This is a genomic window from Photobacterium proteolyticum, from assembly GCF_001939735.1.
Lineage (GTDB): Bacteria > Pseudomonadota > Gammaproteobacteria > Enterobacterales > Vibrionaceae > Photobacterium > Photobacterium proteolyticum.
Window position 1 is genome coordinate 200,714 of the sequence record NZ_MJIL01000090.1, and the last position, 17,840, is coordinate 218,553.

The 17,840-nt window shown below is 47.0% G+C and carries 16 protein-coding genes; 7 read left to right on the forward strand and 9 right to left on the reverse strand.

Features of this window, described 5'->3' with window-relative positions; all coding sequences use genetic code 11:
- The first annotated feature begins 131 nt into the window (after positions 1–131).
- A complete protein-coding gene (locus BIT28_RS20985; RefSeq protein ID WP_075766891.1) occupies positions 132–2,432 on the forward strand; it encodes a DUF5011 domain-containing protein in 2,301 nt (766 codons plus the stop codon).
- 44 nt (positions 2,433–2,476) lie between these two features.
- Here the strand turns inward: BIT28_RS20985 and BIT28_RS20990 are convergent, their stop codons facing one another.
- Positions 2,477–2,881 carry a cupin domain-containing protein gene (locus BIT28_RS20990; protein ID WP_075766892.1) on the reverse strand — a complete coding sequence of 135 codons (405 nt, stop codon included), beginning with the start codon at positions 2,879–2,881 and terminating at the stop codon, positions 2,477–2,479.
- A gap of 104 nt (positions 2,882–2,985) precedes the next feature.
- Complete coding sequence (locus BIT28_RS20995) at positions 2,986–3,900, reverse strand: LysR substrate-binding domain-containing protein (protein ID WP_075766893.1); 915 nt, start codon at positions 3,898–3,900, stop codon at positions 2,986–2,988.
- A gap of 125 nt (positions 3,901–4,025) precedes the next feature.
- Here BIT28_RS20995 and BIT28_RS21000 point away from each other — a divergent pair, with 125 nt between their 5' ends.
- Positions 4,026–5,282 (forward strand): D-amino acid dehydrogenase, encoded by a 1,257-nt coding sequence (locus tag BIT28_RS21000; RefSeq protein WP_075766894.1) that lies wholly within the window; start codon positions 4,026–4,028, stop codon positions 5,280–5,282.
- A 27-nt stretch (positions 5,283–5,309) separates the two neighbouring features.
- Here BIT28_RS21000 and BIT28_RS21005 read toward each other — a convergent pair whose 3' ends face one another.
- The gene (locus BIT28_RS21005; protein WP_075766895.1) at positions 5,310–5,498 is read right to left on the reverse strand and encodes a hypothetical protein; all 189 of its coding nucleotides are present in this window, start codon (positions 5,496–5,498) and stop codon (positions 5,310–5,312) included.
- Positions 5,499–5,721: 223 nt separating this feature from the next.
- Between BIT28_RS21005 and BIT28_RS21010 the strand changes: the two genes are divergently transcribed.
- Positions 5,722–6,279 carry an NAD/FAD-utilizing enzyme gene (locus tag BIT28_RS21010; protein ID WP_075766896.1) on the forward strand — a complete coding sequence of 186 codons (558 nt, stop codon included), beginning with the start codon at positions 5,722–5,724 and terminating at the stop codon, positions 6,277–6,279.
- A gap of 74 nt (positions 6,280–6,353) precedes the next feature.
- Here the strand turns inward: BIT28_RS21010 and BIT28_RS21015 are convergent, their stop codons facing one another.
- From BIT28_RS21015 to BIT28_RS21035, 5 genes are read right to left on the reverse strand one after another with little or no spacing between them, the layout of a single operon-like run.
- Entirely contained in the window at positions 6,354–6,689 is a 336-nt protein-coding gene (locus tag BIT28_RS21015; RefSeq protein ID WP_075766897.1) for a cytochrome C oxidase subunit IV family protein, read from the reverse strand.
- Between the two features lie 12 nt (positions 6,690–6,701).
- Positions 6,702–7,373 (reverse strand): heme-copper oxidase subunit III family protein, encoded by a 672-nt coding sequence (locus tag BIT28_RS21020; RefSeq protein ID WP_075766898.1) that lies wholly within the window; start codon positions 7,371–7,373, stop codon positions 6,702–6,704.
- Positions 7,374–7,386: 13 nt separating this feature from the next.
- Positions 7,387–8,049, reverse strand: coding sequence for a cytochrome c oxidase subunit 3 (locus tag BIT28_RS21025; RefSeq protein ID WP_083652022.1), 663 nt, complete (start codon positions 8,047–8,049; stop codon positions 7,387–7,389).
- Entirely contained in the window at positions 8,039–9,841 is a 1,803-nt protein-coding gene (gene ctaD, locus BIT28_RS21030; protein ID WP_075766899.1) for a cytochrome c oxidase subunit I, read from the reverse strand. Before ctaD ends, BIT28_RS21025 begins: the two co-directional genes overlap by 11 nt.
- A 31-nt stretch (positions 9,842–9,872) precedes the next feature.
- Positions 9,873–10,988, reverse strand: a complete 1,116-nt coding sequence (locus BIT28_RS21035; RefSeq protein ID WP_075766900.1) for a cytochrome c oxidase subunit II — start codon at positions 10,986–10,988, stop codon at positions 9,873–9,875.
- A gap of 549 nt (positions 10,989–11,537) precedes the next feature.
- Here BIT28_RS21035 and BIT28_RS21040 point away from each other — a divergent pair.
- From BIT28_RS21040 to BIT28_RS21055, 4 genes are all read left to right on the forward strand, one after another.
- Complete coding sequence (locus tag BIT28_RS21040; RefSeq protein WP_075766901.1) at positions 11,538–13,025, forward strand: serine hydrolase domain-containing protein; 1,488 nt, start codon at positions 11,538–11,540, stop codon at positions 13,023–13,025.
- 149 nt (positions 13,026–13,174) lie between these two features.
- Positions 13,175–14,092, forward strand: a complete 918-nt coding sequence (locus BIT28_RS21045) for a DUF808 domain-containing protein (protein WP_075766902.1) — start codon at positions 13,175–13,177, stop codon at positions 14,090–14,092.
- A 68-nt stretch (positions 14,093–14,160) separates the two neighbouring features.
- Positions 14,161–14,748, forward strand: a complete 588-nt coding sequence (locus BIT28_RS21050) for a hypothetical protein (RefSeq protein ID WP_075766903.1) — start codon at positions 14,161–14,163, stop codon at positions 14,746–14,748.
- 183 nt (positions 14,749–14,931) lie between these two features.
- Positions 14,932–16,035, forward strand: coding sequence for a heparin lyase I family protein (locus BIT28_RS21055; RefSeq protein ID WP_175577577.1), 1,104 nt, complete (start codon positions 14,932–14,934; stop codon positions 16,033–16,035).
- Between the two features lie 78 nt (positions 16,036–16,113).
- On the opposite strand, the gene BIT28_RS21060 is transcribed toward BIT28_RS21055, so the two are convergent.
- Complete coding sequence (locus BIT28_RS21060) at positions 16,114–17,583, reverse strand: polysaccharide lyase 6 family protein (protein WP_075766905.1); 1,470 nt, start codon at positions 17,581–17,583, stop codon at positions 16,114–16,116.
- Positions 17,584–17,840: the final 257 nt, after the last annotated feature.

Consider the following 17,840-nt stretch of genomic DNA (forward strand, 5'->3'; position numbering starts at 1 on the left):
TTCCACTATGTGTGAAATGTGTTTAATATAAGATCGTTTTCACATTACTAGTCTACTATAAACCATTCTAATTGTATGATTTATAAGCCTTCATTATATTCAGCTTAAACTTATCCAAAGAGCGAATAATAGTGAAATATTCAATCATCATCCCGTTAGCTTTGCTTCTTTCTGCTTGCGGTGGCGGCTCTTCATCTGACGCAACAATCAGTCCTCAAGCAAATGAACAAACAGAATCACTTCAACCAGTCGGTAAGGAACAAGATACACAGGCCCCTGTTATTTCGATTAGTGGTAGTCAGAACCTGACGGTTATCTTAGGTGAGAATTATCAGGACGAAGGAGCAACAGCTGTCGATGATGTGGATGGCACAGTTTCAGTGACGAGTGAAGGAAGTGTCAATAGTCAGCAGGTTGGTGTGTACACTATTCGCTATATCGCAGTAGATCAAGCTGGAAACTCATCAACGATTGAGCGGACTGTTCATGTCGTTCCCGTGCAAGATCAGCAAGCACCGCAGTTATCATTAAATGGCGAGAGCAGTGTAAAGCTCGCTTTGGGAGCGAGTTATCAGGAGCTAGGAGCCAACGCCGTTGATAATATCGATGGTGAGGTAACCGTTGTCATTGAAAACGGTGAGGTTGATACGTCGGTAGTGGGTGAAACTGAAGTGGTCTATTCGGCGACTGATGGGCAAGGGAATAAGGCAACGATGTCCCGTATTGTTAAAGTAGCCAAGCCGAAAGTCCTTTCATTAGATAAGCAGAATACGCTTGTTCCTGGCGCGACGGTTACAGCCAGTTCGGTGTGTGAATATTGTGATCCGGCTAAGACACAATATACCTGGACGGTAAAAACAAGTGATAGTGATGTATATCGCCAGTCCGGTAAAGATTTCATGATGATCCCAGTGTATGCGGGACAGCCGGTAACTTTATCGGTAACCGCTTTTTCTGCGCGCGGAAGTGATAGCGATACCCAATATGTCACTTATCAGCCTGTTCACATATCGGAATTGGTACAAAGTACTCATAGTTTTGCTGCCTTGATGACAGACGGTTCGGTATCTACATGGGGTTTTAATTGGCAGAATGACGGAAATTATCAGGATGGAATTAGGGATGATGTCAGACCGCTGCTTTCCGATGTGATTATGCTAACCAGTAGCCCTGGCGTTCGAAATGGAGGTTTTTTTGCAGCACAGCGTAGTAATGGTGTGGTGTTTAGCTGGGGCGACCCGAGAGTGAGAGCCAAGAATGGGGAGCAATTTGGGGCAGAGAAATTGAAATGGCTGAAGAGCAGACAAGATATTATCGCCGGGCTGGAAGAAAGCGGTTTGCTGCATGTTGTATATATTGACTGTAATAATGGTACTGGTGAATGTGAAAGCAAGTACGTAAACGTTGCCGATGTTAAAGAGGTGGTATTTACACATCGTGCCATTGCGGCTCTGACAACTAATCACAGCTTATATACCTATGGAGATAGTGCTATGGGGGGCGACTTGACGCTGGCCCGTCCATATCTCAAAAAAGTTAAGGCTATTTATTCAAATAATAAGTCATTTATTGCTTTGAATACTGATGGGAGTGCAGTTTCATGGGGTGATCCGAACAATGGTGGTGACTCAAGTTCTGTTCAAGAAAAACTCGTAAATATTCGCGAAGTGCAAGCAGCAGAAGGTGGCTATATTGCGTTAACGCAATCCGGGGAAGTGGTTGTATGGGGTGACATTAGTAAGCTTGATGATCGCACGAAACTAACCGAGCCGCTTATAGGAATTGAGTCAGTTGCATTTAACGGTTTTGCTTTTGCCGGGCTCAAAAATGATGGCACCGTGCTGACGTGGGGTTTGCCTGAAAACGCAGGCTTTGGCGCTGATAGCTCGACTGAACAGGTTAATTTAAATAATGTAAATAAAATTATCAGCTTACCGCAGGCGTTTGCTGCTTATCATGATGATGACCAGATTACTTTCTGGGGTAAGGGTACAGATGGGGTCCAACTGTCGGCCAATAACCCTGATGTTTACAAACAGCTTGATGACCCGGCAAGGACATCGCATTGGGCGTTAAAAATTGCTTCGGCTCAGGTATTGAGTTGGAATGACATTTGTGACGTGACTATCGATGAGGAGGCTATGTTATCTGGTATCGATAAGACCGCCTCACAGGGCAATTATAATGTTGCTGTTAAACAAGACGGTTCCGCTTTTGTTTGGGGCTCTATGGTGTTCGATACTTGTTCTGGAGAAGGGCGCTCGACATACACCAATATTGAAGTAACTGAGCCGTATCTGGAAGGCGTATATTTTGTCACCAAAGATAAAGAGCTAATTCATTTTGGTGATTCAACCGTTGAGCGAGAGCGAAGGGTCAGTCAGATAGACCTTACCCCGGTTGATCGTATTATTGATAAATCAGCGTTTTAGTGCGCTAGCTCGACAAAAGCTTTAGAGCAGGCCCATGGTCTGCTTTATTTTTTATCTAGCACGGTGATTTCTGCTCCCTTCTCGGCAAGATAGAATACAATGATTTCTGCAGGTGTCTTGCCTGTATTTTCGCCAAAGTGCGAGGTGTTCATTACCTCGACAATGGTATCACCTTCTTTGAGATCCAGTACCTGATCTGTTGTGGTTACTCTTAGCTCACCACTCAATAGTATGCCGGCATTGATCACCGGGTGCTGGTGCCAAGGCAGCTTTTCACCGGGAGCTACGGTGATCTTCTTGATGGTGACTTCTGGCTGATTCAGCGTGTAGGCCGGAAGTGTTTGCCCATCCCATGAATGCGTTGTCTTGACTAAATCCTCGGATGTTGCTGCCTGGGCTGCGATAGAAAATGCCAATAGCCCGATAGCCAGTCCTTTTTTGTATAACATTGCTGTTCTCCTGTTGTGCTCAAAGCATGAATGGGCCCACTTTCTCCCTGGCCATTTAACTCAGCCTGATGAGGTGACTTGGGGAATCAATTGTTAGCACACACTTATTCATTTGGAAAAAGTATCTGCTCATCGATTTTTAGTACCTGAGTATCGAGCCAGTCGACAAAACAGGCTATTGCCTGATTGTCACGGTGCTGGATCAGATAGTATCCGGCATTGGCCGGTATCGGCTTGAAAGGAGACACCAGTCTGCCGGTTGCAAAATCCTTGTTGATGAGTGCACAGCGGGCCATCGCAACCCCTAATCCGGCTTCAGCAGCAGCCATGGCCATATCGGTGCGGTTAAAGTAGTGCCCATGCTGGCTGTCGGCAGAGATATTCATTGTCTGGAACCAGTAGTGCCACTCAAAGTCCTGACGAGCTTCCCGCCATGGCATCGCATCATGCAGCAATGTTGCAGCTTCCCAACATGCCTTGTTGTTCCAGTCGAATTTGTCTCTGTAGCCGGGACTCATTACCGGTAGCAGGTTCTCGCTGAGCAGCAGGGTCCCGTTTCTCGGCGGCTGGCGGCAATAGTCAATCACCAGATCAAAACTGGTGTCCTGGTGATCGACAAGCGCACCTTCGGCAAACGTCTGGATCTTGATATCGGGATATTGTTGATAGAAATTCTGAAGCCTTGGTACTAGCCATTTAAAGGCAAATGAAGGGGTGAGTTTGAGGCGAATCTCGCCTTCGGCTTCAGGTTGCTGAAGATTTGCCACGGTCTGGTTAATATCATTCAGGCTTTGGCTTACTACTGCGTACAGCTGTTGTCCTTTTTCTGTCAGGCGAATACCTCGTGAGTGTCTGTCAAATAAAGGAAAATTGAGCTGATGCTCCAGCTGGCGGATCTGCTGGCTGACAGCGCCAGTTGTGATGTGCAGGTGTTCGGCAGCCTGGGTGAAGCTGCCGAAGCGGGCCGCAATATCAAAGGTTGCCAGACCGGCCAGGGTACTGCTTTTGATCGGTTGCATGAAAAGCTCTTCCGTCTGCTTTTAGTAAAACTAAACACTGCTGTTAAATATTATCGATTGTTATGTAAATGTAAATAACGCATTCTCCGTTCCATAAAGTCGCCTGCAAACTAGAGAGTCGTGAGATGGAAGTAATTGTATTGGGAAGTGGTGTTATTGGTTTAACGTCGGCGTGGTATCTGGCCGAGGCCGGTCATGATGTGACTGTGGTCGAAAGGCAGCCCAAGAGCGCGGAAGAAACCAGCTTTGCCAATGCCGGACAAATTTCGTACGGCTACTCCTCACCCTGGGCGGCTCCGGGGATCCCGGTAAAAGCCATGAAGTGGTTGTTACAAAAACATGCGCCGCTGAAGATCAAACCGTCGGTATCGCCGGAACTGTATTTATGGGCGACGAAAATGCTGGCTAATTGCAACCAGAAAAAATATCAGATTAACAAGGCCAGGATGCTGCGGGTTGCTAACTACAGCCGTGAGTGTCTGTTGGAACTTCGTCAGCAGGAAGACTTAAGTTATGAGGGCCGACAGCAAGGAACATTGCAGGTGTTTCGCAATGAAGCCCAGATAGAAGCGGTCGCCAAAGATATTCAGGTACTGGCTGATAGCGGCACCCGTTATGAAGAGCTGGATGTGAAGGGCTGTATCGCGGCCGAGCCGGCACTGGCGAAGGTAAAAGACAAGCTGGTAGGCGGGCTGCGCCTGCCGGATGACGAGACTGGTGACTGCTACCTGTTCTGCCAGCAGCTGACAGAGCTTGCCAGACAGGCTGGGGTAAAATTCATGTTTGATACGTCGGTGGAGCGCCTGAACCACAACAACGGCAGTATCTCCTCGGTCACCACCAGTGCCGGAGAACTCAGCGCGGATGCGTATGTGGTGGCAATGGGCAGCTATTCCACATCATTGCTGGGATCACTTGGCATGGAGCTTCCTGTCTATCCGGTTAAAGGATATTCGTTGACCATACCTGTGACAGATTCAACGGCAGCACCGTTATCTACCGTGATGGATGAAACCTATAAGGTAGCCATGACACGGTTTGAGGATCGTATCCGGGTAGCAGGTACCGCCGAGCTGGCAGGGTTTGATTTCAGCCTGACCCAAAAGCGGAAAGAGACAATTTCGATGGTCATTCAGGATCTGTTTCCTGAAGGCGGAGATATCAAGCAAGCGGAGTTCTGGAGTGGTTTGCGACCAATGACGCCGGACGGTACGCCAGTGATCGGCAAGACGCCTTTTGCCAACCTTTTCACCAATACGGGTCACGGTACGCTGGGGTGGACCATGGCATGCGGCTCAGGAAAAATGCTGGCAGATATCGTCAGTGGTCGCAATCCAGATATCGACCCTGACGGACTGGATGTATTTCGCTATCTCCCCTAACACCGGAGTGAATGTTAGGGGACTATATTAGCAGTTGCCTTTTTTGGCCTGTCCCGGCGGACAGAAACTGCCATTTCCATGGTTGCTGCTAGTCTTGCTTTCGTCAGTTGTTGCTCTGATATTTACACCGTCAACTTCGCCCTCTACGTGGGTTAGCTGACAGCCGCCAAGAAACAGGGTAAACAGAATGATGCTAAAAAATGGGTGTTTTTTCATTGCTGCAAAATGGTCAATATTCAATTGTTCACGCGAGTATATGCGGTGTGGGCGCAGCGATTGTTAGGGAAAAGTCAGAGAAATGTCAGCAAGCCAAAATAATAGGCTGAATGTGTATTAAAATTTAACTACGAATAGTTTTTTCTATTGTTGCTAATCACTGACATCGCTCTGAATGAATAAGACATGGGTTCAGTGAGGTATTCAGTGTCGGGAGGCCATAATGAAGCGGGTCTTTTACATTAGCGATGACTTAGACGACCTGGAATTGGTGGAATATGAACTGGAGTTGAGCGGTATCAGCCCGCCGCAAATCCATGTTTTGACCGATAACGATACCGAGGTTGCCAGCCATCACCATCTTCACCCTGTGAAGTCTATTATGCGTAACGATATTATCCACTCGACCGAGATTGGTGCTGTTGTCGGTGTCTGTGCGGCGGCAGCGGTACTGCTCGTTGCTTTTCTGTCCGGTGCGACTGAAACAGTGGGTTGGGTTCCGTTCGTTATGCTGGCCATTGTGATGCTCGGATTTATTACCTGGGAAGGCGGATTGTTCGGGATTCAGGAGCTGCACTACCAGTTTCGCCGTCTCAAGCAGGTGCTGAAATCAGGCAAGCATGTATTAATGGTTGATGTAGAGCCAAACCAGGAGATTACTCTGGCCAATGTGACCTTGGCCCATGACAAGTTAAAGCCCGCCGGAATAGGCAAGGCTCCACCGCACTGGTTGATAGCAACCCAGAATGGCTGGGCGAAAATGAAGAGAACGCTGCCGTAGTAATGTGTCCGAAGCGTTGAAGAAAAGAAGAAAATAAACAGGGAGGCTTGCGAGCCTCCTTGTTATATTACCAACTATTCGTTAAAAAAGACTTCCCGCAGCTGGAATATGTAGTCGGCCTCGCTGGCCATCAGAATCACGAGAACCAAGAGTACCAGTGGGGGTAAGAAAATGGTGTAAACCAAGGCCAGCCGTTCCCACAGCATGTGCATAAATACACTGGCGATAAGGCCGGCCTTCAGCACCATAAACAGCAAGATCAGGCTCCAGCGCAGCAGTCCCTCTAGATGGTAAAAGTCGACCATATAAGACAGGGTACTGAGCACAAATAGCAGCCCCCATATTTTCAGATACAGGCTGATTGGATGTTGCTGCTTATGCTCGGTCGAACTTGAGTGTTCAGTGTCCATGTTCAAATCCTCCTACCACAAGTAGAAAAAGGCGAAGATGAAAACCCAGACCAGATCGACGAAATGCCAGTACAGGCCGGCGATCTCGACGATCTCGTAGTTGCCACTGCGCTCGTAGTTTCCCCGCCATACCTTTGCGGCCACAATAAGCAGATAGAGAACGCCGATACTGACGTGCAAGCCGTGGAAACCTGTGATCATAAAAAAGCTTGCCCCGAACTGGGCTGCCCCTGACTCGTTACCCCATGGGCGAACACCTTCCTCTATCAGCTTGGTCCATTCGAATGCCTGCATGCCGACAAAGCTGAGGCCGAACAGGGCAGTGATCACCATCAAGAGTGCCGTGAGGCGGCGTTTTCGTTGGTACCCTGCATTGACGGCCATCGCCATGGTGCCGCTGCTGGTGATCAGAATGAACGTCATGATTGCAATCAGGATCAGCGGAATCGACTGACCGCCGATGGTCAGGGCAAAGACTTCACTGGGGATCGGCCATGGGGTGGTGGTTGTCATTCTGACCGCCATATAGCCGGTCAGGAAACAGCCGAAGACAAAGATATCGCTTAGCAGGAACAGCCACATCATGGCTTTGTTGGATGATATGCGGAATACGGCTTGGTCCGCAGAGTAGTCCGCAACGATGGATGCCCATTGGCCGGACTGGGTTGACGGGGAATCGGCCATACGTATTTACCTCTTATGTAAATCGCAACAGCCCCAATAAAAACAACCAGACAAAGAGTAAAAAATGCCAATACCGGGTGCAGAGGTTCAGTGACGGGTAAAGGGAGTCACTGCGTCTGCGGACAGCGTGGTAAACCGCTATCGCCAGGGCTACCAGCCCACCCAGCACATGCAGTCCATGCAGGCCAGTTAACAGGTAGAAAAAACTGTTGGCCGGGTTGCCCCCGACACTGTAATTCAATGCAAGCAGGTGTTGCCATGCCCATAGCTGAGTCCCAACAAAGCCCAACGTAAAAAATACCGCGAGGTTCAGCAAGGCGCGGCAGGCATGGACGGAGGGCAGCAGTGCTGCCTTGCGACAACTCAGGTGCATTGCTACACAGCTCATGACAAGCATAGCAGTGCTGATACTGAGCTGCCACGGTTCTCCGATTGGTTGCCAGTCATTGAGAGTCATCCTGATCCGGTAGGCCACCGAGAACAGAAAAAACAGCATAGTGACCACTGCGATCAGGAGCCAGACCCCGGTGGAGGCAGAAGCATTTTCTATGGGTGGAAAGTACTTTCTGTCGGCGTCCGGGCTGAGGGTCACCTTGGCTTGATTTGGCTGGCCATTCTGCTCAAGGTTATTGTGTTCTTGAGCATCGTCTTTGCGGCTATGGTGTTCAGGCTTCATCGCTGTCCCTCTTCAGATCATTTGGCGAGGAAAGATCTTCATCGGCACTGGAGGCGTGCTGGTCTGTTTGCTGCGCGGGCGGAGAGTTCTGCGGAATGTAGTCCTCGTCATGTCCCGGTACGCTAAAGTTATAGGCCCATCGGTAGACAACAGGGAGCGACGGGCCCCAGTTGCCGTGTCGGGGAGGCGTATCGGGTGTTTGCCACTCCAGTGAGGTAGCCTGCCAGGGGTTTCCCGTTGCCTGCTTTCCTTTCTTGTAGCTCCAGAACAGGTTGAAGATGAATATCAGCTGCGCGGCGCCGACAATCAGGGCGGCGATGGTAATGAAGGCATTGAGGCTCTGGGCCGATTCCGGAATAAAGCTGTAGTCATCGTAGGCATAGTATCGGCGCGGCATACCGAGGATCCCAAGATAGTGCATCGGGAAGTATATGGCGTAGGTACCGAGAAAAGTGACCCAGAAGTGCAGGTGGCCGAGGGGCTCATTGAGCATTCGTCCGGTGATCTTGGGATACCAGTGATATATCCCGCCAAAGATGACAAGAATAGGGGAGACGCCCATTACCATATGAAAGTGGGCAATGACGAAGTAGGTATCTGATAAAGGGATGTCGACAATTACGTTGCCGAGGAACAGGCCGGTTAATCCGCCGATAATAAAGCTGCTCATAAATGCCAGGGCAAATAGCATCGGCAGGCTTAGATGGATATCCCCCCGCCAGAGGGTAAACAGCCAGTTGTAGACCTTGATAGCGGTAGGCACAGCAATCACAAGGGTGGTAGTTGCAAAGAAGAAACCAAAATATGGATTCATTCCGCTGACATACATGTGGTGTGCCCAGACAATAAAGCTTAGTGCTGCAATTCCCAGTATGGCCCATACCATCATTTTGTAGCCGAAAATGTTTTTGCGCGCATGGATGCTGATCAAATCGGAAACGATTCCGAAGGCTGGCAAGGCAACAATATAGACCTCGGGGTGGCCAAAGAACCAGAACAGGTGCTGGAACAGAATTGGGCTGCCGCCGCCGTAGTCGGTCTGCTGGCCCATCGAGATAATCGCGGGCATGAAGAAGCTTGATCCGAGCAGCTTATCGAACAGCATCATAATGGCGCTGACCAGCAGGGCAGGGAAGGCAAGCAATGCCATGATCGAAGCGGTAAAAATGCCCCATACCGTTAGCGGCATGCGCAATAGTGTCATCCCTTCGGTACGGGCCTGCAGTACGGTGGTGACATAGTTCAGGCCACCCATTGTTGCCGCGATGATGAAGACCGCCAGTGATACCAGCATCAGCACTATTCCCCAGTCGGTACCGGGAGTACCGGGCATAATGGCCTGGGGCGGGTAGAGCGTCCAGCCAGCACCTGTCGGTCCTCCGGTAACGAAGAAGCTGGCGATAAGGATCAGCGATGCCAACAGGTAAAACCAAAAACTGAGCATATTGAGAAACGGGAATACCATATCACGGGCACCGACCATCAGTGGGATCAGGTAGTTACCGAAGCCGCCAAGAAACAGAGCCGTCAGCAGGTAAACCACCATGATCATGCCATGCAAGGTCATAGACTGGTAGTAAGTATTCACATCAATGAAATCAAACTGACCGGGAAAGCCAAGCTGAAGACGCATCAGCCAGGACAGGACCAGGGCGACCAGACCCATGAAAATCGCGGTGAGCGAATACTGGATAGCGATGACCTTGTGGTCCTGGCTCCAGACATACTTGGTCCAGAATGACTGGGGACGGTCATCCGAATCGCCGGCGTGTGAGGTGTTGTAATTGGACATGGTCCTTTTCCCCTTGTTCTTTAAGCGTTGGCTATGGGCTTGGCGATGGTTCCGATACCGCTTTGATATAGGCGATAATGGCCTCGACTTCCTGATCGTTAAACTGATAGACCGGCATGATGGCCGGATAGCCTTTGACGATTTCGGCTCCGGCATTGAGGATGGCGGTACGCAGGTAGGCATCGTCAACCACTACCTCGGCATCGTCAGACATCAGCTCGGTTTTGCCATACAGGCCGAGCCAGGTGGGGCCGACTCCGGGTTTGCCGTCCAGGCTGTGGCAGGCGATACAGCCGTTGACTTCAGATAAGGTTTTTCCCAGTTCGACCAGATTGGTGGTATCGCTGCTGGCCTGCGGTTGCTGACTGTCGGCAAAGGTCGGTTGGGATGCCAGCCAGACCCCGAAGTTAGCATCATCCTCGACAATTACCCGTCCGCGCATATTGAAATGCCCTGTCCCGCACAGCTCGGCGCAAAGAATATCGAAGGTGCCGCGTTGGGTCGGGGTAAACCAGAAATAGGTCACAGTGCCGGGCACCAGATCCATCTTGGCGCGAAACTGCGGGACGTTGAAATCATGAAGGACGTCTTTCGATCTGAGCAAGACTTTGAACGAGGTAAACAGCGGCAGATGCAGCTCAGGGCCGAGTACAATTCTGTCATCGGCCGATGCCGGATCGTCCGGATCCAGCCCGAGAGGGTTGGTAGGGGAGATAAATTGAATACCAGTCTGCCCCAGTTGATTGTCTTTACCGGGAAAACGAAAGCTCCATTTCCATTGTTCGCCGACTACCTCGAACGTTTGTGCTTCTTCGGGCACAGTGACGAATTTGCCGTAGACCACCAGCCCTGGTGCCAGCAGTGCGACAATCCCGACGGTAGTGAGGCCGATAAGCCATGCCTCGAGCTTTTTGCTTTCCGGTTGATAGGTCGACTTTCGCCCGGGCTTATGGCGGTAACGGATCACTATCCAGGCAATCAGCAGGTTGATAACAATAAAAAAAGCACCGGTAATGATGATGGTCAGTGTGAAGGCATCATCGATCTCGCCCCAGTTCGATGCAGCTGGCGTCAACCACCACGGACTGTAGTAGTGGAATGCAACGGAGGCAATGATAATCAGTATCAAGGCAATGGCAATAGCCATACAGAAAGCACCTTAAATCGTTACTGGTTCTGTCCTTGATAAATACAGCAGAAAATGTTTTCCCGCGAAGGGCGCCCGAAATCAATGGTGTTAGCGTGCTCTGCCGAGCCGAATGAATATGGATATTTTATAGTAAATTAGCTTAGTGGAGGAATGTGGTGTCCGCGAGTTGATAACTGTTTTTCTACTGTGCTGCTACAAAACTGAGAATGGTATACGTGTTGAAGCAAAGAACTGTAGTACTGCTGGATATCTATTAATAGAACACATGCTCTATTAAATCGGAAAAGAAAGTTATGCCTCTAAATTGTGCTGATATGGGCAATAAATTGCTTTTAGCGGGGGGCAATTTCGTGAGCTGACAACAGTTTTTATCGTCGTCTGCTTTGAGGCAAATGACTGACTGTTATAGTCAAGTTTATTACCTATTTTAAATCAATTGGATAGCAGGGTTCTGCCTAGCAAGTAGACAGCAGGATTAAATAGGTAAGCAAGCTAGTAATCTAGTCTGCTACCGCCTTGCTAGCGTAATGTGTACTTAAGGAAGGTATGAAATTGCGTATTAAGCTTTGTGACTGGACGATTGGCTCCCCACCTCAACAGCGCTCGAACTTGATTCGTCAACCTATCTTTTCTCTCTGCTGGGTTCTGTGTTTCCTGTTATTTCCGGCAAAGGCCATAGCAAGTGATGTTGACCCTTATGTCGGGATATATAAGGCGGACATCGGCCTTATCCCCTATACCGTGATTAAAAAGCACGGGCAGCGTTATTTCGCACATGTGTCCCCGAGCTCGGTCGAGCTGGTGATTGATGAAACCGGTAAGTTCAAAGCAAAGAATGCGAATATTGATATCTACGGCCAATTCAAAAAAAAGCAAGGTGGAAGATATCAACTGAAAGCGGTTAGTCTCTATGGGGTACGCCATGTCTACCATAGAGAAGTATTAGACCCGCAGAAATATATTTCAGCCCTATACAGTGACTCGCAAGCCTATAGTGAGTTCAGTCACCCCGTGAGTGAACAGTGTGCTGCCCCCTACCCAGATGCCCTAGTAGCCAGTGAAAGGTGGTTAAAGCGAACACCCAAAATGCAGTCTCTAGTGAGCAAAATAGAAGGCGGCCGTTTGGATTACGGAATGATAAATAGTTTGCTGATCCTCAAAGATGGCGAGCTGGTTTTCGAACGTTACTTCAACGGCTGGCAGGCGAGTGAACCCCATATGATGTTGTCAGTGAGCAAAAGTCTGACATCACTGCTGGTGGGGATGGCCGTTAAACAGGGGGCTATCGAAGATATCAACCAATCCGCAGTGAGTTATTTGCCAGACTATAAAGTGTATTTCCAGGGAGATAGGAAGAGGCTTACTCTCAGGCACCTATTGACGATGTCCCCTAGTCTTTACTGGGACAACTGGTTGAGACATCAAGATAACTCGCCCGATACTTTGGGCACCGAATTCGATAGTGATGACTCTGTTGCCTATGTGTTGTCACAGCCACTAAGTGTGACCAAGGGGAGTATTACCTACAGCGGACGAATGGTGAGTGTGATGGGCGAGATTCTCCGCGTAGCCAGCAAGCAGCCCTCTGTCAGCGAGTACGCCAGAAAAGGCCCTTTGTCGGCCCTGTGCTTTCAGAATGCCTTTTGGGTCAAGCAGGAAGACCAGCGTTCCAATGTGGCCGGCGGTGTCGTATTGCGGCCTCGTGATATGTTGAAGCTGGGTCAACTGGTGCTCAATGAAGGCGAATGGAACGGGAAGCAGTTATTTGATGCCGATTGGATTAACGAGTCGATGAAACCGGCCTCCTCATCTGAGGCCAACGGTAATAAATACAGCTATTTTTGGTGGAATTCGGCCTATTATCATCAAGGTAAGAAGTATCCGGCCATCAAGGCCGTTGGTTATGGCGGGCAGGAGATCGCCATTGTTAAAGATCTTGATTTAGTTGTTGTGAAAACGGCCAATAGTTTTTTTTCGGGGGCGTTAATAGACAAGATTATGACCGACGACGTTTTACCGACATTGGTGAAGTAGGGACTCGTAGTGGTTATAGCTTTGGCAAAGCGAAAAGTGACGGCGGCTGTGAAATCACAGTTAACCAGACACGAACAGTTTGATGCAAGTTAGAACGTTCGCTATGTTTAAAAAATATTCTTGTAAAATCTGACTGTTAGGAGTGCTATGTGGCTGGAGCAAGTTTATTGGCCCTATTAGATGATATCGCGACTGTACTTGATGACGTAGCGGTAATGAGTAAAGTTGCCGCCCGAAAGACGGCTGGCGTGTTAGGTGATGATCTTGCATTGAATGCCCAGCAGGTCTCAGGCGTGAGGGCAGAAAGGGAGATACCGGTTGTCTGGGCTGTAGCCAAAGGATCATTTCGAAACAAGTTAATATTGGTTCCGGCTGCTTTGCTGATCAGCGCTTTTGCCCCGTGGCTGATCACCCCAATGCTGCTTGTTGGCGGCCTGTTTCTTTGCTACGAAGGATTTGAGAAAGTCGTAGAGAAAATGCTTCATTCGCCGCAGCTAAAAGAATCCGAACTGCTAGATGGCTTAGATAAAGCCGACGATGTTGTTGAGTTTGAAAAGCAGAAGATTAAAGGCGCGATACGGACTGACTTTGTCTTGTCGGCCGAGATTATTGTGATTGCGCTGGGCACGGTGCAGGAAGTGCCTATTGTTACCCAGGTACTGGTGATCAGCCTGATTGCCGTATTGATGACGATAGGTGTCTATGGGTTAGTGGCGGGTATCGTCAAACTTGATGATCTGGGATTGTATCTGGTTAGAAACAGTTATGTGGCTTCATATAAACATGCTGTTGGCAATACATTGATCAACGCCGCGCCGTATTTAATGAAATTTCTGGCCGTGATCGGCACCATTGCTATGTTCTTAGTCGGTGGCGGTATCGTTGTCCACAGTATCCCGAATTCTCATGCCTTAGTTCACCACCTTGCTGAAAGGGTGGACATGATCCCCGGCGGCCCACTCATGCTACCGGCACTGGTTAATGCGGTAATAGGGCTATTATCAGGCGCTCTTGTGCTTGCTGGGATATCTTTTTTCGGTCGGATAAAGGTGATAACGAAAGAGTAAATTAGGCCGTTGGATAATTTGGTATTAACATGGCCAGATATGTTTAGCCTGATCTGATTGAGATTAAAATGAAAAACGCCTTACTTGCGATAGCCGTTAGCTCCTTTATGGGGCTATCGAGTTTCGGCGTCTCTGCCGATACTGTTCCCGTTGCCTTCCAAGACATCCCAGAAGTGATGGCCGAGTTTGACTCTGCCAAAGAGTTTCGCAAGAAGGCGCTGACCTATGGCCGCCTGCCTCATCATAGTGAAATTGGCCGGGTATTTCCGACCTATGTCGCCGACGAGGCAGGGAAGCCGGTACTGGAAACTGTGAACGAGCTGTCTGATGCTGTTGTGATTGCCCGTAACCCTGATCCGGTGAGTGGTGCCGTGTTCAACGAGTGGTTGGTCCTTAAGGATAAATGGGAGACAACATACGGCAAGCTGCCTGAATTCACCGAGTTTGAGCCCTTCAAGCGGATCAAGACCATTAAGGCAATTCCTATTACCGATGAAGTCCTCACCTTGCTAGGTAGCGAGAACGGAGATACTGCTGTGATTGCTGTTGAATGGAATAATAAAGGAATGACTGTATATAAAGGTGGCTACCTAGCCGATGGCGGATACGGTATTGCTCCCGAAGAGATGGCCAAGACGTATGAGGAAGTTGAATAGAGCTCATTATGGTGTTCAGTGCTAGGTGAATGAAAGGTTGATTTCGTAAAATACTTTCGGATCATAGTTAGTTCACAACTATTACTCATGCGAATTATGCATTTTTTCTTTTGAATGTACTCTGTTAGTTATAAGTCAAAAAACTAACCAGTCGTTATGTATAAAAGAAGGTTTAACATCATTGTGGTTACGACGGTAGCTTCAATGATTTCCGGTTGTAATCATTTGCTAACTGAATCTGTTCAGAGAAAGAATGTAGCTAGCTTAGAAGAGATAACTAACAGGTTTAATGTTCAAACTGAAGTTGTTCATTCAGAGCAAATCATAGAAGGGAATATGGTGCCTGTTGGTTCGTTAGCTGATGGGTATCATGTTTTTAGAGATAATTACAATACTTATAACGGTCATCCAAGTTATCTTTTTAGAATGAAGGATGATAGGAAAAATCGGATAGAGTTTTCTTCGTTATTTACGACTGATAATGATATTAAGCATCTATCATTGAGTGAGCGGAATAATCATATAAAGGCAAAGTCTCTTTATCATTATGGGAAAGGAAAAGTAAGCAAAAGCAGACAAACTTGGATTTATACATATGGACTGTGGCTACCCTCGTCGCTTAATGAAGAAAGTAAAGGAATCATATCTCAGTGGCATGGCATTCCCGATAGAACAACGATTCGAACGCCAACAGGTAAAATTGTAGAGTACACATTGAATCAGTTTAACTCAGAAGTATTGAGTAAAATGTATTTCAAGTCTGGCGTAGGATATAGCATTGATAAAAAGGATAAAAATGGATTTACTGTTGATCAGGGGGGGTACCCGCCTTTGGCATTAAAAGTCGGGGAAGGCTACTTGTATGTATCGGTAAGATCAGATCATAATCGAGTTACCAATAAGAGAGATCGTGTAAACTTACGTCCCCCCCTGACTGGCCCCAAACTAAGTAAACTTGGAACTAAAACCATATCCAATCCGTATATGAAGCGTTTGTCAGAACTGCCTAGAGAACAATGGATTGATATGCGTTGGGAGATCATTTGGCCGTCAATGATGGAATCTCGGCAAAATGAGGCAATAGTAATGGACAGGACTGCTAACAATGGCTCGGTAAAATTATGGATGAATAACATTAAAGTACTTGATTGGAAAGGGAATCTTGGTAATAACGATAAGTATGGTACATATTTTAAATATGGACTGTATAAACCGGGAGCGTCAGGTATTGAGATAAGGTTAGCCGGTTTTAAGCAACAAAAGAGACTAGATCATAATCAGGAATAACTTAAAGGGAACTCTGCTTAAAGCAGAGTTCCAGTTTCCAGCCTAACTTATTTGGATAAAGATATAGACACTAAAGCCTTACCAAGTTGTGCCAACATCCGTTCTTGTTAGTGGCAGTAGAAGGTTCCCACTTGAGTCAGTAGGGAAATCAAATCCTGGTGTTGAAATGTTTTCCATGCGAGATTTTATTGATTTGTACTCATTCCATGTAGAAGTTAGCGCTTTCATGTCAGAGAAGTGGTTTGATGGTTCCTCATAATCAGTAATAGCACTTGATTTAGGAACTTTAATGCCATTTCTAAGCTTTAACGTCATTGATACATTATCAAAGCCAACGGTGTCGTTATTGTTGGCAATATTGGCTATATAGTTATTCAAAAAGACATGATCTGGATTACTTTGAACTTCGCCTAAAGAGTTATCAGCTTTAAAGATTACGTTGTTCAGGAGGTATAATTTTCCAGGTAGCGTTGTTCTATCTTTAATATCATTAATATCGTACTGGCTTCCAATATAAATAGAACTGTATTTTGACTTAACAATAGTGTTGTTGATTAAAAAAACGTTCTGTGTCTTTGGATAGTGGTAAGGATTTAATCCTAGGGCTTCCCTTGCAGGATCAGGCGTTGTCGTTGAGGCGCCAAAAGAGACAGTACCGTAGTCATTGTCTGCAGCGGTTGGTGTCATATTGAAGAAATAGTTGTTGAAAATAATATGGTCTTCACCTCGTACGAATACGCCAGTTTCTTTTGTTTGCCCGCTACCAATAAAGTAGTTGTCAATAACGACATTACGCTTGCCTTGTCGAAGGCTTAAATGACCCCTTGAATTTAAAAAAGTATTATTTCTGAAGATATTTTCGCTGCTTTTGATAGAAACAATTTCAGATTCACCATCTTCACCTTCAAAAAGGTTATATTCAAAAATTACTCGTGCGTTATAATCGTGCATGCTTCCATGCCCAACGCGAGATGCAGAACCGCCATTACTACCAAGTAAAGGGCGAGTGAAATAGTTATAATCGACCTTGTGATAGGATGGTGTCGTTGCTGCGATATCAATGTTTATATAACTGCCTTCGCTTTGTTTACCAGAAAAGCTATTATGGTCTACACGGTTGTATTTGCCTTGTAGCTTTATCCAAGCGCCTTTCTTATCATCAAAGTCACTAAATTTGTTATTGGTGATTCGGTTTTTCTTTCCTGCTACTGTAATTAGATCACCTTCTACAGACCGACTACCATTTTCAAAGTTTATTCCAGAAAGCTCAAAATATCGGCCGAGAATGTTAATATCCAGATCTCCCGTAAAACTAACGGCACCTGGATTAACCGCAATTACTTTTAAGCCCGTTGTGTCGGTACAACTTTTAGATACAGTAAACTGTACATCACTATAAATCCCATCATTTAAGAAAATATTGTCGCCGCAGGATGAATTACTAAGTGCATTGCTTAAAGTTGAAGTATCGTCTACAAAATAATCGCTACTATAAGCAGTACTGCTCAGCGAAAGAAGTAAGCCTAGAAGTATTGGATTTCTCTTCATAATTATTACCATCTATGTCGTACAGTTAAGCTAATTTGCTCATCTGTGATTAATTTATGCATAAAGTAGCATTGTCTATAGTTAGAAAGCTGTCTATCATGCTTGGTTTTGTTTGTTTTCGCACTGATTAAGATATCATGAATTATAGAGGCTTTGAAAGCTTTCGAAAGCTGGGTGGTAAATTCAGATCACAATTCGAAAGGTTGTTCAAAAGTTATATTCAAAAAGTTGGATATGAATGATGAGAAAGTTTTGGG

Coding starts and splice junctions, on each gene's coding strand:
- BIT28_RS20990 (WP_075766892.1), bottom strand. CDS start 2,881: ATGTTATACAAAAAAGGACTGGCTATCGGGCTATTGGCATTTTCTATC.
- BIT28_RS20995 (WP_075766893.1), bottom strand. CDS start 3,900: ATGCAACCGATCAAAAGCAGTACCCTGGCCGGTCTGGCAACCTTTGAT.
- BIT28_RS21000 (WP_075766894.1), top strand. CDS start 4,026: ATGGAAGTAATTGTATTGGGAAGTGGTGTTATTGGTTTAACGTCGGCG.
- BIT28_RS21005 (WP_075766895.1), bottom strand. CDS start 5,498: ATGAAAAAACACCCATTTTTTAGCATCATTCTGTTTACCCTGTTTCTT.
- BIT28_RS21010 (WP_075766896.1), top strand. CDS start 5,722: ATGAAGCGGGTCTTTTACATTAGCGATGACTTAGACGACCTGGAATTG.
- BIT28_RS21015 (WP_075766897.1), bottom strand. CDS start 6,689: ATGGACACTGAACACTCAAGTTCGACCGAGCATAAGCAGCAACATCCA.
- BIT28_RS21020 (WP_075766898.1), bottom strand. CDS start 7,373: ATGGCCGATTCCCCGTCAACCCAGTCCGGCCAATGGGCATCCATCGTT.
- BIT28_RS21025 (WP_083652022.1), bottom strand. CDS start 8,049: ATGAAGCCTGAACACCATAGCCGCAAAGACGATGCTCAAGAACACAAT.
- ctaD (WP_075766899.1), bottom strand. CDS start 9,841: ATGTCCAATTACAACACCTCACACGCCGGCGATTCGGATGACCGTCCC.
- BIT28_RS21035 (WP_075766900.1), bottom strand. CDS start 10,988: ATGGCTATTGCCATTGCCTTGATACTGATTATCATTGCCTCCGTTGCA.
- BIT28_RS21040 (WP_075766901.1), top strand. CDS start 11,538: ATGAAATTGCGTATTAAGCTTTGTGACTGGACGATTGGCTCCCCACCT.
- BIT28_RS21050 (WP_075766903.1), top strand. CDS start 14,161: ATGAAAAACGCCTTACTTGCGATAGCCGTTAGCTCCTTTATGGGGCTA.
- BIT28_RS21060 (WP_075766905.1), bottom strand. CDS start 17,583: ATGAAGAGAAATCCAATACTTCTAGGCTTACTTCTTTCGCTGAGCAGT.